Below are 14,457 nucleotides of genomic sequence, written 5' to 3' on the forward strand. Positions count from 1 at the left end.
GGGTGAACAGATCGGCTGTCTGCTGACAGCGCCCCTGACGGTGCACGCCACGGCGGACGGACGCGGGCCCGGGAGCAGCGCCCGCCGGTGCTGTCGGTGGGTGCGGCTACGGTGGGCCGCATGGCTGCCCGTACATCTCGTTCATCCGCCAAGGACCGGCCGTCCTACCGTTGTACCGAGTGCGGGTACTCCACCGCCAAGTGGCTGGGCCGGTGCCCCGAGTGCCAGGCCTGGGGCACCGTCGAGGAGCTGGGCGGCGCGCCCGCCGTGCGGACCACCGCGGCCGGCCGGGTCACCACGGCCGCCGTGCCGATCGGGCAGGTCGACGGCCGGACCGCGACCGCGCGCAGCACCGGCGTGGACGAGCTGGACCGGGTCCTGGGGGGCGGGCTGGTGCCCGGGGCCGTCGTGCTGCTCGCGGGCGAGCCGGGCGTCGGCAAGTCGACGCTGCTGCTCGACGTCGCGGCGAAGGCGGCCAGCGACGAGCACCGCACGCTGTACGTCACGGGCGAGGAGTCGGCGAGCCAGGTGCGGCTGCGGGCCGACCGGATCAAGGCGCTCAGCGACCACCTCTACCTCGCCGCCGAGACCGACCTCTCCGCCGTCCTCGCGCACCTGGACGCGGTGAAGCCCTCGCTGCTGATCCTGGACTCCGTGCAGACCATCGCCTCTCCGGAGATCGACGGCGCGCCCGGCGGCATGGCGCAGGTCCGTGAGGTGGCCGGGGCGCTGATCCGGGCCTCCAAGGACCGCGGGATGTCCACCCTGCTCGCCGGGCACGTCACCAAGGACGGGGCGATCGCCGGTCCCCGGCTGCTGGAGCACCTCGTCGACGTCGTGCTGAGCTTCGAGGGCGACCGGCACGCGCGCCTGCGCCTGGTGCGCGGCGTGAAGAACCGCTACGGCGCTACGGACGAGGTCGGCTGCTTCGAACTCCACGACGAGGGCATCACCGGGCTCGCCGACCCGAGCGGGCTGTTCCTGACCCGGCGCGCCGAGGCCGTACCCGGCACCTGCCTGACGGTGACCCTGGAGGGCAAGCGGCCCCTGGTCGCCGAGGTGCAGGCGCTGACGGTCGACTCGCAGATCCCCTCGCCGCGCCGGACCACCTCCGGGCTGGAGACCTCGCGCGTGTCGATGATGCTGGCGGTCCTGGAGCAACGCGGCCGGATCACCGCGCTCGGCAAGCGGGACATCTACTCCGCCACCGTGGGCGGGGTGAAGCTGACCGAGCCGGCCGCCGACCTGGCGATCGCGCTGGCCCTGGCCTCGGCGGCCAGCGACGTACCGCTGCCGAAGAACCTGGTCGCCATCGGCGAGGTCGGCCTCGCGGGCGAGGTCCGCCGCGTGACGGGCGTGCAGCGGCGGCTCGCGGAGGCGTACCGGCTGGGCTTCACGCACGCGCTGGTCCCGGGGGATCCGGGGAAGGTGCCGGCCGGGATGAAGGTGACGGAGGTCGCCGACATGGGCGACGCGCTACGGGTCCTGCCGCGCGGGCGGTCGCGTACGCCGGCGAAGGACCGCGACGCCGGCTAGGTCTCCCTTTCGGATCTTCTCGGCCGAGCCCGCGGTGTCTGGTGCCGTGCGTGGCAAGGCGGAGGGGCGCTCGTGTACCGGACGTACTCGGGCGCCCCGACCGCAGGTCAGGGGGCCCGGACGGGGTGCTCCTCGGCCCGGCCGCGCCAAGGCACGGCGGGGGCGTGAGCCGCGCCGGTAGACTTTGGCCTGGTCCGCCCGGCCGTACGCAGGCGGTACAACCCGCGACCGGAGGAGTGCAGTGGCAGCCAAGGACGGGGCAGCAGCATCCGGGAAGTCGGGCGCGAGCTCCAAGCAGGAGGCCATGATGCGTGCCTCGCTGAGCGCGGTCGCACCTGGTCAGCCGCTGCGTGACGGGCTCGAACGGATCGTCCGCGGCAACACCGGAGGCCTCATCGTCCTCGGCATGGACAAGTCCGTCGAGGCCATGTGCACGGGCGGGTTCGTCCTGGACGTGGAGTTCACGGCGACCCGGCTGCGCGAGCTGTGCAAGCTCGACGGCGCGCTGATCCTGGACAAGGACATCACCAAGATCCTGCGGGCGGGTGTCCAGCTGGTGCCGGACGCCTCCATCCACACGGAGGAGACGGGCACCCGGCACCGGACCGCGGACCGGGTCTCGAAGCAGTGCGGCTTCCCGGTGATCTCGGTGTCGCAGTCGATGCGGCTGATCGCGCTGTACGTGGACGGCGAGCGGCGCGTGCTGGAGGAGTCCGGGGCGATCCTGTCGCGGGCGAACCAGGCGCTGGCCACGCTGGAGCGGTACAAGCTCCGCCTGGACGAGGTGGCGGGGACGCTGTCGGCGCTGGAGATCGAGGACCTGGTCACGGTCCGCGACGTGACGGCGGTCGCGCAGCGGCTGGAAATGGTGCGGCGCATCGCGACGGAGATCGCGGAATACGTGATCGAGCTGGGCACCGACGGACGACTGCTGTCGCTCCAGCTGGACGAGCTGACGGTCGGGATCGAGCAGGAGCGGGAGCTGGTGATCCGGGACTACGTCCCCGAGCCGACGGCGAAGCGTTCCCGCACGGTGGACGAGGCGCTGCCGGCGCTGGACGCGCTGACGCATCCGGAGCTGCTGGAGCTGGCGATCGTGGCGAAGGCGCTGGGCTACACGGGGTCGCCGGAGACGCTGGACTCCGCGGTGTCCCCGCGCGGGTACCGGCTGCTGGCGAAGGTGCCCCGGCTGCCCGGGGCGATCATCGAGCGGCTGGTGGAGCACTTCGGCGGGCTGCAGAAGCTGCTCGCCGCCAGCGTGGACGACCTGCAGACGGTCGACGGCGTGGGCGAGGCCCGTGCCCGCAGCGTCCGCGAGGGCCTGTCCCGCCTGGCGGAGTCCTCCATCCTGGAGCGGTACGTCTGAGCGGGCACGCCTGAGCCGCTGCGTCCGACCCCGGCCCGGCGGAGCCGACCCGGCTCCGCCGCGGGCCGTGTGCCGCGTCAGTCCTGCTTCAGGACGAAGGAGGTCCGGGCCACCGGCATACCGGGGGACTTGACCTCGACCACGTACGTGTCCGCGGCCGCCACCCCCGCCGGAGGCGCCTGGCACTGGGCGGCCGCGCTGAAGTGCCGGTCCCATTCGAGGGATTGCCTGGTCTCGCCCTGCGACGGCACCCGGAAGAACAGGTTGCCGGCGCCCGTCGGGCAGTCCGCCGAGGACCAGACCGGCTTGGCGTTGCTCGCCTGAGTGATGGTCAGCACCGCCTGCTTCGGGCCGAGATCGACCTTGCAGGTCGTGCCGGAGACGTTGCGCGCGATGAGTTCGAGGCGGGGCTTCTCGTTCGCCTCGTACTCGTTCTTCACGCTCTTGACCTCCCACTGCAGCGCGCTGGGCGCGCAGGTGGGCACCGGCGAGTCCGCCGGGACGGTCTGGTTCGGTGCGGAGCCGCCCGCGCCGCCCGGGTCGGCCGCACCCGGCTCGCCGTTCTTGCCCGCGCCGGGGCTCGCGCCGGCGCCGGAGCCCGTACCCGTGCCTCCGCCTCCCGAGCCCGACTCGCCGCGCCCGCCCGGGGCCTGACTGATCGCCGGGCCCGATCCGGAGGGTCCGGGGGTGATCTGGGTGACGGGATCGGAGCCGCCCTGGCCCTTGCCGTTGTCGCTCGTCTTCCCCCCGCCGGAACCGACGGTCCATACGGCGAGGAGCGCGAGGAGCGCGGCGACGGACGCCAGCACGGCCCTCCGTCGCCAGTAGATGGAGGAGGGGAGCGGCCCGACCGGATTGCGCAGAGATCCCACGGACGGAACTTTACGAGAGTTCGAGGCGCGATCCGTGCCCCACATGCCGCGCACTCGGCTTGTTTTGCCGATGATCATCCCGCTGGGGGGGGCGGGAGCGCCGAAAATCGGCCAAGAGGTCTGATGAGGGCATTATTCCGTTTTGAGTACCGTCAGTCACCATGGACAGTTCCGGCCTCTACCTCGACGTCACCGATTTCGCCCGCTCCACGCCCGCCTGGGTGCAATCGGCCTTCGAGGTCTGGACGAAATACGGGCTGTTCGTCTTCGGCGCCCTCTTCATCGCGGTGTGGTGGCGATCGCGCGGGCGCAACGACCCTCGCGCCGTCGCCCTGGCCGTCCTCGCGCCGCTCGTCACCGCCCTGGCCTACGCCGCCTCCGAGCTGGTGAAGGCCGCCGTGGACGAGGAGCGCCCCTGCCGGGCGGCGGCCGGGGCGGCGGCCTCGCTGATCAAGTGCCCGGCCGCCGGCGACTGGTCCTTCCCGAGCAACCACTCCGTCATCGCGGGCGCCGCCGCCGTCGGGCTCGCCCTGGCCCTGCCCCGCCTCGCGCTGCTGACCGTCCCGCTGGCGCTGCTCATGGCCTTCTCCCGCGTCTTCGTCGGGGTGCACTACCCGCACGACGTGGCGATGGGCCTGCTGCTGGGCGCGAGCCTCGCCGCGCTGGCCGTCGCCGCGCTCACGGGCCCCACGGCCAGGGCCGTCGCCGCCGTGCGGGCGGGCGGCGGGCGCGCCGCCGTCCTGATCACCGGCCCGGGCCCGGCACGCTAGGGGGTGTCCGGCCGATCAGGCCGGACACCCCCGGGGACGAAACGTGTCAGGATGCCGTCTGCCATGACTGCATCCCCCGCACCTCCCGCCGCGCTGCACACCCCCGTCATCGCGTGGTTCGACACACACGCCCGCGATCTGCCCTGGCGCCGTCCCGAGGCCGGGCCCTGGGGGGTGATGGTCAGCGAATTCATGCTCCAGCAGACCCCCGTCAACCGGGTCCTGCCGGTCTACGAGCACTGGCTCGCCCGCTGGCCCCGCCCCGCCGACCTGGCCGCCGAGGTCCCCGGCGAGGCCGTACGTGCCTGGGGGCGGCTCGGCTACCCGCGCCGGGCCCTTCGCCTGCACGGCGCGGCCGCCGCGATAACGGAACGGCACGGGGGCGACGTACCGCGCGAGCACGCGCAGCTGCTGGCCCTGCCCGGGATCGGCGAGTACACGGCGGCAGCCGTGGCCTCCTTCGCGTACGGGCAGCGGCACGCGGTCCTCGACACGAACGTGCGCCGGGTCTTCGCCCGCACCGCGACCGGGGTCGAGTACCCGCCGAACGCCACGACCGCCGCCGAGCGGCGCCTGGCGCGGGCCCTGCTGCCCGAGGACGAGCACACCGCGGCCCGCTGGGCAGCGGCCTCCATGGAGCTCGGGGCGCTGGTGTGCACGGCCAAGAACCCCGACTGCGGGAGCTGCCCGGTGGCCGGGCTGTGCGCGTGGCGGCTCGCCGGCAAGCCCGCGCACGAGGGGCCGCCGAGGCGCGGGCAGACGTACGCCGGGACGGACCGGCAGGTGCGCGGCAAACTCCTCGCGGTGCTGCGCGAGGCGGTCGGCGCGGTGCCGCGGTCCGTCCTCGACACCGTCTGGGACGAGCCCGTGCAGCGGGCCCGCGCCCTGGACGGGCTGGTCTCGGACGGGCTGGTGGAGCCGCTGGCCGGGCGGATGTACCGGCTGCCGGCCGGCCCCGCCGAAGCTGACTCGCAGATTCCGCTTGGACCGGAGAAACCGCAGCTCACGGGCGCTGTTACACAACCTATGGGTGTCCGTGCGCCCACCGAAGGCTGACCCGCACAGGCCCGTGACAACGCCTCCGTACCTTCGAACTCGTAAGGCAGCGGATCAGCGGTTGAACGTCAGCGGAGGCGGTCTGAGATGGCGCACGGCGAGGTACTCGAATTCGAAGAGTACGTACGCACCCGGCAGGACGCGCTGCTGCGCAGTGCGCGTCGCCTGGTCCCGGACCCGACCGACGCCCAGGACCTCCTGCAGACCGCCCTCGTCCGCACCTACGGCCGCTGGGACGGCATCGCCGACAAGTCCCTCGCCGATGCCTACCTGCGCCGCGTCATGATCAACACCCGTACCGAGTGGTGGCGTGCCCGCAAGCTCGACGAGGTCCCCACCGAGCAGCTCCCCGACGCCTCCGTCGAGGACGGCTCCGACCAGCGCGCCGACCGCGCCCTGCTCATGGACATCCTCAAGGTGCTCGCGCCCAAGCAGCGCAGCGTGGTCGTGCTGCGACACTGGGAGCAGATGAGCACCGAGGAGACGGCCGCGGCGCTCGGCATGTCGGCGGGAACCGTGAAGAGCACTCTGCACCGCGCGCTGGCCCGCCTCCGTCAGGAACTGGAGAGCCGGGACCTGGACATGCGCGCGCTGGAACGCGGTGACCACACCATCCGGTACGAGGGGCGTGAGCGGTGCGCGGCCTGAATGGCCAATGCCTGAACGGCAAGAGCTCGGTGGTACTGATGTCGGCGGGGACCATCGTCCTCGCCGGCACCGCGCTGTTCGCGGCCGGCTGTACCACCGGGGGTACGGGGCTGCGTGACGGCGGCCCGGCCCGTACCGAGTCGGTCGCCAAGACCGCCGCGCCGTCCTCCGCGCCCTCCGAGCACGGGTCGGTCGCACCCGCCACTCCCCTCGCGCCGCAGGCCTCCGGCAAGCCGGGCAAGATCGACCCGATCGCGCTGCTCATGGCGGACCCCAAGGTCGGCGCCGAGGTCAAGCGGGACCTGAAGCCCTGTACGGGCAAGGAGTACCCGGTCGACGTCAGCTACGGGAAGATCACCGGCGGTCCGGCGGTCGACATCGTGGTCAACGTCCTGTCCTGCGCCGACGCGCTGGGCCGCGGCTCGTACGTGTACCGGGCGGACGACGGAAAGTACGAGAATGTGTTCTCGGACGAGCAGCCGCCCGTCTACGCCGAGATCGACCGGGGCGACCTGGTCGTGACCAAGCCGGTCTACGGGAAGAGCGACACACTCTCCTATCCGTCGGGCGAGGACCTGATCACGTACCGCTGGAACGGGGAGAAGTTCACCGAGCAGGACCGGGTGCACACCGATTACAGCAACGTGGTCGACGGCGGGGTGGCCCCCGCCCCGGCCGTCAGCCCGAAGAACTGAGCCGGAAGAACCGAGTACCGAGGCGAGGCGAGGCTCCCGCATGGCAGATACCCATGTCCTGTTCGTGGAGGACGACGACGTCATCCGTGAGGCCACGACCCTGGCGCTGGAACGCGACGGGTTCGTGGTCACCGCCATGCCCGACGGGCTGTCCGGCCTGGAGTCCTTCCGGGCGAACCGGCCCGACATCGCGCTGCTCGACGTGATGGTGCCCGGCATGGACGGCGTGAGCCTGTGCCGCCGCATCCGCGACGAGTCCACCGTCCCCGTCATCATGCTGTCGGCGCGCGCCGACTCCATCGACGTGGTCCTGGGCCTGGAGGCGGGCGCCGACGACTACGTCACCAAACCCTTCGACGGCTCCGTGCTGGTCGCCCGGATCCGTGCGGTGCTGCGCCGCTTCGGCCACGCCGGCGGCCCGCAGGGCGGCGGCGGAGGCGACGACGGCGACTCCGGCGAGCGCGGGGTGCTGGTCTTCGGGGACCTGGAGGTCGACACGGAGGGCATGGAGGTGCGCAAGGCGGGCGCCTCGGTGGCGCTGACGCCCACCGAGATGCGGCTGCTGCTGGAGTTCTCCACCTCCCCCGGCACCGTCCTCTCGCGCGACAGGCTGCTGGAGCGGGTCTGGGACTACGACTGGGGTGGCGACACCCGCGTCGTGGACGTCCACGTCCAGCGGCTGCGCACCAAGATCGGGCAGGACCGGATCGAGACGGTCCGGGGTTTCGGATACAAGCTGAAGGCCTGATGCCTTGAGAAGACAGAACGCGGGAGCGAACGCGGGGATGAAGCCTGAATGAAGCGGTTCACCCTGCGGACCGGAATCCGCTGGAAGATCACGCTCGCCATCGCTTCCGTGGGCGCGCTCACCGCCGTCGCACTGAGCCTGGTGGTGCACAGCGCTGCCCGCGTGTCGATGCTGGAGAGCGCCCGCGAGGTGCAGCTGGACCGGGTGCAGTTCATCTCCCGCAACGCCGAGGCCGGCCGCAAGCCCCCCATGGGCGCCAAGCTCAACGACCCCGACCTGCCCGCGGACCTGCGCGAGAAGGCCCGGTCCGGGCGGCGCGGCACCTACATCCAGGAGAAGCCGCACGGACTGCCCGAGGTGTGGGCCGCCGTACCGCTCGGCAACGGGCAGGTGCTCTCGCTCCACACCCAGTTCCGGGAGAGCGCCAACATGGTGCGCGACCTGGACCGGGCGCTGGTCGTCGGCTCCCTCGCCGTGGTGATGGGCGGTTCGGCGCTCGGCGTGCTCATCGGCGGCCTGTTCTCGCGCCGGCTGCGCAAGGCCGCGGCCGCCGCGCAGCGGGTCGCGCACGGGGATCCCGAGGTACGGGTGCGGGACGCCGTCGGGGGCGTCGTACGCGACGAGACCGACGACCTGGCGCGGGCCGTCGACGCGATGGCGGACGCGCTCCAGCAGCGGCTGGAGGCCGAGCGGCGGGTGACCGCAGACATCGCGCACGAGCTGCGCACCCCGGTGACGGGCCTGCTCACGGCGGCGGAACTGCTGCCTCCGGGCCGGCCGACCGAGCTCGTACGGGACCGCGCGCAGGCCCTGCGGGCGCTGGTCGAGGACGTGCTGGAGGTGGCCCGGCTGGACAGCGCGTCCGAGCGGGCGGAGCTCCAGGAGGTGGCGCTGGGCGAGTTCGTGAGCCGCCGGGTCACCTCCCTGATGCCGGAGGCGAGCGTACGGATCGTCGCGGACGAGATCGTGAGCACCGATCCGCGCCGCCTGGAGCGGATCCTCGGCAACCTCCTCGCCAATGCCTCGCGGTACGGGCGGGCGCCGGTCCAGGTCGACGTCGAAGGCCGGGTGGTCCGGATCCGGGACCACGGGCCGGGCTTCCCCGAGGCGCTGCTGCGCGAGGGGCCGAGCCGGTTCCGGACCGGGTCGACGGACCGCGCCGGGGTCGGCCACGGGCTGGGGCTGACCATCGCGGAGGGGCAGGCGAAGGTGCTCGGCGCCCGGCTGACCTTCCGCAACGTGGCGGCCCCGGGCGGCTTCGCCCGCGAGGGCGCGGCGGCGGGCGCGGTGGCGGTGCTGTGGCTGCCCGAGCATGCCCCGACGGCGACGGGGAGCTTCCCCGTCCTCCCCCCGGCGGACTGAACGGGGGCGGGATCGGCCCGGAACGGGGGGCGGGATCGGCCCGGAACGGCCCGGATCGTCCCGGATCGGCCGTGATCGGTTCCGTATCGCGACCATCGGCTGTTCGATTGCGGACGCCGATGTTTTAGCATCCGATCCATGACTGACGGTACGGATCGCCCGCACAGCCCCCAGCCCGAGCCCAACGCCCAGAACCCCGGCGGCTACGGCTACCCCCAGGGGCAGATACCCGCCGGCGGGTACGGCTATCCGCAAGCCGGGCAGCCCGGGGGCTACGGCTACCCGCCCGCCCCGGCCGAGCCCGGCGCGTTCGGCCCGCCGCCCGGCGGCCCGACGGAGCCTCCCGGCGGCTACGGCTTCCCGCAGGCGGGTCCGTACCAGCAGGGACCGGGCGCCCCGCTGCCCGGAGACTTCCCGGCCCAGGCCCAGTTCCAGCCGCCGTCCGACGAGCCGGACTGGGGCGCGCTGGCGGACGGGGCCGCACGGGAGCGCCGTACGAAGCGGCTGTGGGCGATCGGCGGCGGGGTGACCGTACTGGCCCTGCTGGCCGGTGGCGGCGCCTTCCTGCTGCTGGGCGACGGCGGGGGCTCCGACGACGAAGCGAAGGCGAGCGAGTCGACGTCGGCCTCGCCCTCGCCCTCGGTGAGCGGCTCCAAGGCGGCGGTGGACAACACGCCGACCGTGGCGGAGGACCCGACGCGACTGCGGGACCGCAGCGGCAAGTCGCACCTGAAGATGGGCGCGGAGGCCTCCGTGGCCCCGGTCGACAAGCGGTTCGAGTTCCGCACGACGGGCACCGCGAACTCGTACGCCGAGTCCGAGAAGGCCCTCGTCGACGTGTCCAAGAGCTTCACCGTCACGGCCCGCGTCTCGAACAGCGCCCCGAAGGGGCGGCAGATCGCCGTCAGCCAGGGCAGCGAGAAGACGTTCTCCTTCGAGCTGGGCTCGGACGAGGTGAACGGCAAGCCGGCGTGGATCTTCCGGGTCCAGACGGACGCGGCGGGTGCGGACGCTACGGCCAAGACCGTCGTGGCCGAGGGCCGCAAGATGGACAACACCATGACGGAGCTGACCGGCACCTACAACGACACGACCAAGATGATCACGCTGTTCGTCGACGGCAAGCAGATCAACGAGGCCAAGGTCCCGGTCGTCGTCAAGGCTCCCGGGCCGCTGCAGCTGGGCCGCACCCGCGCTCAGGACAACTGGGCCGGGGCCTGGACCGGCGCCGTGGACAGCGTGCGGATCTACCGGATCGCGCTGTCGCCCGAGCAGGTCAACGACCAGAAGCCGGGCAAGCTCGACGCGTCGATCAGGCCGATCGGCTCCTGGCTGCTGTTCTGATCCCGGACGGGATCAGACGCTGACGCCGAGGATCAGACGCTGACGCCGAACTGGCGCAGGAAGGCGACCGGGTTCACGGCGGAGCCGTAGTTCGGGGTGGTCCGGATCTCGAAGTGGAGGTGCGGGCCGCTCGAGTTGCCGGTGTTGCCGGAGAGGGCGATCCGGGCGCCCTTGGCGACCTTCTGGCCGATCTTGACCTGGATCTTCGAGAGGTGCGCGTACTGCGAGTACGTGTTGTTCGCGTGCTTGATCACGATGGCGTTGCCGTACGCGGGGCCGTCGCCGCCGCCGTTCGGGCCGGCCTTGACGACGACGCCCGCCGAGACGGCGTCGACCGGGGTGCCGACGGGGACGGCGAAGTCCTGGCCGGAGTGCTTGTGCGACCACATGCTGCCGCCCTTGCCGAAGGTCGCCGAGAGCGTGTAGCGCGACACCGGCTTCTCCCAGGCGGGGGCCGGCTTCACGGCGGCGGGGGCCGGCTTCACGGCGGCGGCCGCGGCCTGCGCGCCGGCCTGCGCGGCCACCAGCTCGGCGGTGCCGCTCAGGGCGGTCTGGGCCTCGTCGGCGAAGGCGGCGGTCGTCCCGGCTCCGAGCGCCAGGGCCGCACCGAGAGCGGTGGCGCCGGCGGCGATACGGATACGACGGGTGCTGACGCGCTTCGCGGACATGAAGGAGACCTCCGGGGCCGGGGACAAGGACGGTGCTTCGGGCAAGAAACGACCCGGCACTCCGCTCGGGGTGCCGGGCTTGCTCGCCATCCTTGGTAACCCGTCCCCCCGAACTTCCCCAAACCCCCCGATTACTACCGGGGCTCGTAGGTGCGGGGAGGGTCGCCAGGCCTGTTGACCGCCTCTTTACTGGGTTGAGGGTGGGGCAAATTGGACATCGATCTCTACGAATGTTCCTAGTAGGTCCGATTTGCCCTGTGCGGCTTGTCACCGGCGCGGGACCTCTGGCGGGCCCCCTTCGCGACCAAAGACCTGCGCCCGATTCCACCTGGAGCTACGCTCACGCCTCGTGGACGCATCCGTGATGGGGATCCGGCTGGCCTCGGGGGTCGTGACCCCCCTCGTGAGGAAGCTCTTACGGGGGGAGGGCGCCGGCGCCGGCCTCGTCGACCAGCCCGTGCGGATCTCCGCCTACGTCTCCCTGCGCGAGCAGCGCGCCCTGTCCCGGGACGACCTGCGCCGGCTCGCCGACAAGCTGGTCGCCCAGGCCCTGCGGGCCCCCGGCGAGCAACCGCTGCCGCCGGGCGAGGAGGCGGGCGTCGCGGCCGCGCTGGCCGTCACCCTCCACGCGCTGGGGGACCTCACCCTGCAGGACGCCCAAGCCGTCGAGATGGGCGAGCGGGCCTTCGCCGCCGAACTGCGCCGCGCCGCGCCCGCGACGGGCCTGGGACGGGACGCGGAGCTCTTCCACGACCGGCTGCTGGAGTTCACCTGCCTGCACATCCTGCACTTCTTCACCACCCGCTCCACCTACATCCCCCGCGCCCTGGTCGAGAGCGCCCGCCGCCAGGCCGAGACGATCGCCAAGATCGACGCCGTGCTGGCCCGGCTCCCCCGCCAGGACGGCCGGGACAGGGACTTCGAGGCCAGGTACCGCACGTACCTCGCCAAACGGCACAGCAGCCTGACGATCTTCGGGCTGGACCTGCCCCCGGGCTCGGCGCGCTGGCCGCTGGACGCGGCGTACGTGAGCCTGGAGGCGACCCGCTTCCGCCGCCCCCGGCGCCTGCGCGGAGGCGGCGGCAGCGCCGACGTCGGCCGCGACGGGGGTATCCCGGGCCCGGCGCACGGGCCCCACGCCACCCTGACCACCGACGAGGTGCTGGAGCACGAGTCCCGCGTCCTGCTGCGCGGCGAGGCCGGCTCCGGCAAGACCACGCTGATCAAGTGGCTGGCCGTCTGCGCCTCCCGGGACGGAGCCGACGCCGGCCCCGTCCCGTACGTACTGCCCCTGCGGACCCTGACCCGGCACGGGGAGCGGCTGCCCGCCGCCAAGGACTTCCTGGCCGCCACCGCGCTCAGCGGGCAGTCCCCCGAGGGCTGGGAGGACCGGGTCCTGAGCGCCGGGCGCGGCCTGATCCTCGTCGACGGCATCGACGAGATCCCGGAGGCCGAGCGGGCCCTGGCCCGCGGCTGGCTCACCGATCTGCTCGCCGCCTACCCCGGCAACCGCTGGCTCGTCACCTCCCGCCCCTCGGCGGTCCGGCAGGACTGGCTGGCCGACGAGGAGTTCACCGACCTGACCCTCGCACCCATGAGCCGGGCGGACGTGGCCGCCTTCGTCACCCGCTGGCACGGGGCGGCCGAGGCCGGCGAGGACCTCCGCGGCCAGCTGCTGGAAGCCCTGGCCACCAAGCCCGAGCTGGCCCGGCTCGCCACCAACCCGCTGCTGTGCGCCGTGATCTGCGCCCTGCACCGCGAACGCCGGGGTTTCCTGCCGTCGGGCCGCAAAGAGCTCTACACCGCCGCCCTGTCGATGATGCTGCTGGGCCGCGACCAGGAGCGGGAGCTGCGCCTGCCCCGACTGGCCGAGGAGCCGCAGGTCCAGCTCCTGCAGCGGCTCGCGTACTGGCTCATCCGCAACGGCCGCACCGAGATGGGCCAGGGCCGGGCCAGGGCCCTGATCACCGGCGCGCTGCCCGCCGTACCGGCCGCGCAGGCCCTGGGCGACGGCCCGGCCGTCCTCACGTACTTCGTGGAGCGCAGCGGTCTCCTGCGGGCCCCCACGGAGGACACCGTCGAGTTCATCCACCGCACCTTCCAGGACTTCCTGGGGGCCCGGGCGGCCCTGGACGAGGGCAGCCTCGGTGAACTGACCCGGCACGCGGACGACGACCAGTGGGAGGACGTCATCCGCATGGCGGTCGCCCAGGGCCGGCCCCGAGAACGGGCGGCGATCATCGGCGACCTGCTGATCCGCGACTCCGACCGGGCCGTGCTGCTGGCCCTGGCGTCGCTGGAGTACGCGGCCGAATTGGAGCCCGAGCTCCGCGAGGAGGTCCGGACGGCCGCCCGCCGGCTCATCCCCCCGAAGGACGAGAGCGCCGCCCGGGCGCTGGGCCGGATCGGGCCGCTGGTCCTGGGCCTGCTGCCGCGGTGCGGGGAGACCGGAGACGACGACGCCTACCTGTCGGTGATCGCGGCCCGGGAGGCGGGGAGCGAGGCGGCCGTCGGATACCTCGCCGGCTACTGCCGCCATCCCGACGACCGGGTCCGCGAGACGCTGACCCGCGGGTGGCAGCGGTTCGACACCCGCCAGTACGCGGCCGAGGTGCTCGCGCGCATGGACCCGCCGCCCCGCGACCTCGTCATCGAATCGGACTCCCTGCTCGCGGCGCTGTCCGGCTTCACCGGCCCGCCCGACCTGTTCATCGACCACAAGGTGACCCGGGGCGCCCTGACGCGCTTCCTGGCCCGGCAGCCGGTGTCGGGCCTGACCCTGTGGAGCTTCTCCGGCGGGACCGACGCGGAGTTCCTGCGCGGCCACACCTCGCTGCGGCGGCTCACCGTCAACTTCTGGTCCGACCTGCGGGACCTGGGTCCGCTGCACGGACTGCCCCTGGAGGACGTGGTCCTCCACCTGGGCAGCCGAACGCCCCTGGGCCCGGCCATCGCGGCCTGGCCCCGGCTGCGCAGGCTCAAGCTGCACTCGGGGCACGGCCCGTGGTCCTTCCGGGACTTCTCCCCCGAAGCCCGCCCGGAGGTGATCGACCTGCCCGACGCGGACCCGGACCTGTCCGGCCTGGGACGGCTCACGAGCTTGCGGCGGCTGTGGCTCGGCTACGACTGGCGCCCCGGCGGAAGGGCCGCGTGGGCGGAACTCTCGGCGCTGGAGAACCTGCGGGAGATCGCCGTGCACCCCGAGGCGCTGGCCGGCCTCGCCGATTTCGCGGACCTGCCCTCGCTCAGGACCGTGATGCTCTACGACGACGACAAGGAACTGGATACCGAGGTCGGGCAACGGCTGCGGCGCCGCTTCCCGCAGGCGGAGCTGGACATCGCGCCGCAGTTGTACGACATCTGACCGGACGCGGGGCATCCGAGCGGCCGCC

At 73.1% G+C, this 14,457-nt stretch carries 12 protein-coding genes; 10 read left to right on the forward strand and 2 right to left on the reverse strand.

Features of this window, described 5'->3' with window-relative positions; genetic code table 11:
* The first annotated feature begins 120 nt into the window (after positions 1–120).
* Together radA and disA are read left to right on the forward strand one after the other, a co-directional pair.
* Positions 121–1,536, forward strand: coding sequence for a DNA repair protein RadA (gene radA, locus J7F03_RS05890; protein ID WP_214947585.1), 1,416 nt, complete (start codon positions 121–123; stop codon positions 1,534–1,536).
* 241 nt (positions 1,537–1,777) lie between these two features.
* Positions 1,778–2,902, forward strand: coding sequence for a DNA integrity scanning diadenylate cyclase DisA (gene disA, locus J7F03_RS05895; RefSeq protein ID WP_214947586.1), 1,125 nt, complete (start codon positions 1,778–1,780; stop codon positions 2,900–2,902).
* Between the two features lie 77 nt (positions 2,903–2,979).
* Here the strand turns inward: disA and J7F03_RS05900 are convergent, their stop codons facing one another.
* Entirely contained in the window at positions 2,980–3,774 is a 795-nt protein-coding gene (locus J7F03_RS05900) for a hypothetical protein (protein WP_214947587.1), read from the reverse strand.
* A gap of 161 nt (positions 3,775–3,935) precedes the next feature.
* Between J7F03_RS05900 and J7F03_RS05905 the strand changes: the two genes are divergently transcribed.
* The 7 genes from J7F03_RS05905 (at position 3,936) to J7F03_RS41930 (ending at position 10,397) form a co-directional block, all read left to right on the forward strand.
* On the forward strand, positions 3,936–4,544 hold the full coding sequence (locus tag J7F03_RS05905; RefSeq protein ID WP_214947588.1) for a phosphatase PAP2 family protein: 609 nt from the start codon (positions 3,936–3,938) through the stop codon (positions 4,542–4,544).
* Between the two features lie 63 nt (positions 4,545–4,607).
* Entirely contained in the window at positions 4,608–5,600 is a 993-nt protein-coding gene (locus J7F03_RS05910; RefSeq protein WP_251071488.1) for an A/G-specific adenine glycosylase, read from the forward strand.
* A gap of 87 nt (positions 5,601–5,687) precedes the next feature.
* On the forward strand, positions 5,688–6,248 hold the full coding sequence (locus J7F03_RS05915) for a SigE family RNA polymerase sigma factor (RefSeq protein ID WP_053678383.1): 561 nt from the start codon (positions 5,688–5,690) through the stop codon (positions 6,246–6,248).
* A gap of 38 nt (positions 6,249–6,286) precedes the next feature.
* A complete protein-coding gene (locus J7F03_RS05920) occupies positions 6,287–6,943 on the forward strand; it encodes a hypothetical protein (protein WP_214947719.1) in 657 nt (218 codons plus the stop codon).
* Positions 6,944–6,983: 40 nt separating this feature from the next.
* Entirely contained in the window at positions 6,984–7,691 is a 708-nt protein-coding gene (gene cseB / locus J7F03_RS05925; RefSeq protein WP_214947589.1) for a two-component system response regulator CseB, read from the forward strand.
* A gap of 48 nt (positions 7,692–7,739) precedes the next feature.
* Positions 7,740–9,053, forward strand: a complete 1,314-nt coding sequence (gene cseC / locus J7F03_RS05930; RefSeq protein ID WP_214947590.1) for a two-component system sensor histidine kinase CseC — start codon at positions 7,740–7,742, stop codon at positions 9,051–9,053.
* Positions 9,054–9,191: 138 nt separating this feature from the next.
* Positions 9,192–10,397, forward strand: coding sequence for a LamG-like jellyroll fold domain-containing protein (locus J7F03_RS41930; RefSeq protein ID WP_214947591.1), 1,206 nt, complete (start codon positions 9,192–9,194; stop codon positions 10,395–10,397).
* Positions 10,398–10,429: 32 nt separating this feature from the next.
* On the opposite strand, the gene J7F03_RS05940 is transcribed toward J7F03_RS41930, so the two are convergent.
* The gene (locus J7F03_RS05940) at positions 10,430–11,065 is read right to left on the reverse strand and encodes a M23 family metallopeptidase (protein ID WP_214947592.1); all 636 of its coding nucleotides are present in this window, start codon (positions 11,063–11,065) and stop codon (positions 10,430–10,432) included.
* A gap of 349 nt (positions 11,066–11,414) precedes the next feature.
* Between J7F03_RS05940 and J7F03_RS05945 the strand changes: the two genes are divergently transcribed.
* Positions 11,415–14,429, forward strand: coding sequence for an NACHT domain-containing protein (locus tag J7F03_RS05945; protein ID WP_308379140.1), 3,015 nt, complete (start codon positions 11,415–11,417; stop codon positions 14,427–14,429).
* Positions 14,430–14,457 lie beyond the last annotated feature (28 nt).

This window comes from Streptomyces sp. ISL-43 (assembly GCF_018614195.1).
Taxonomy (GTDB): Bacteria; Actinomycetota; Actinomycetes; order Streptomycetales; family Streptomycetaceae; genus Streptomyces.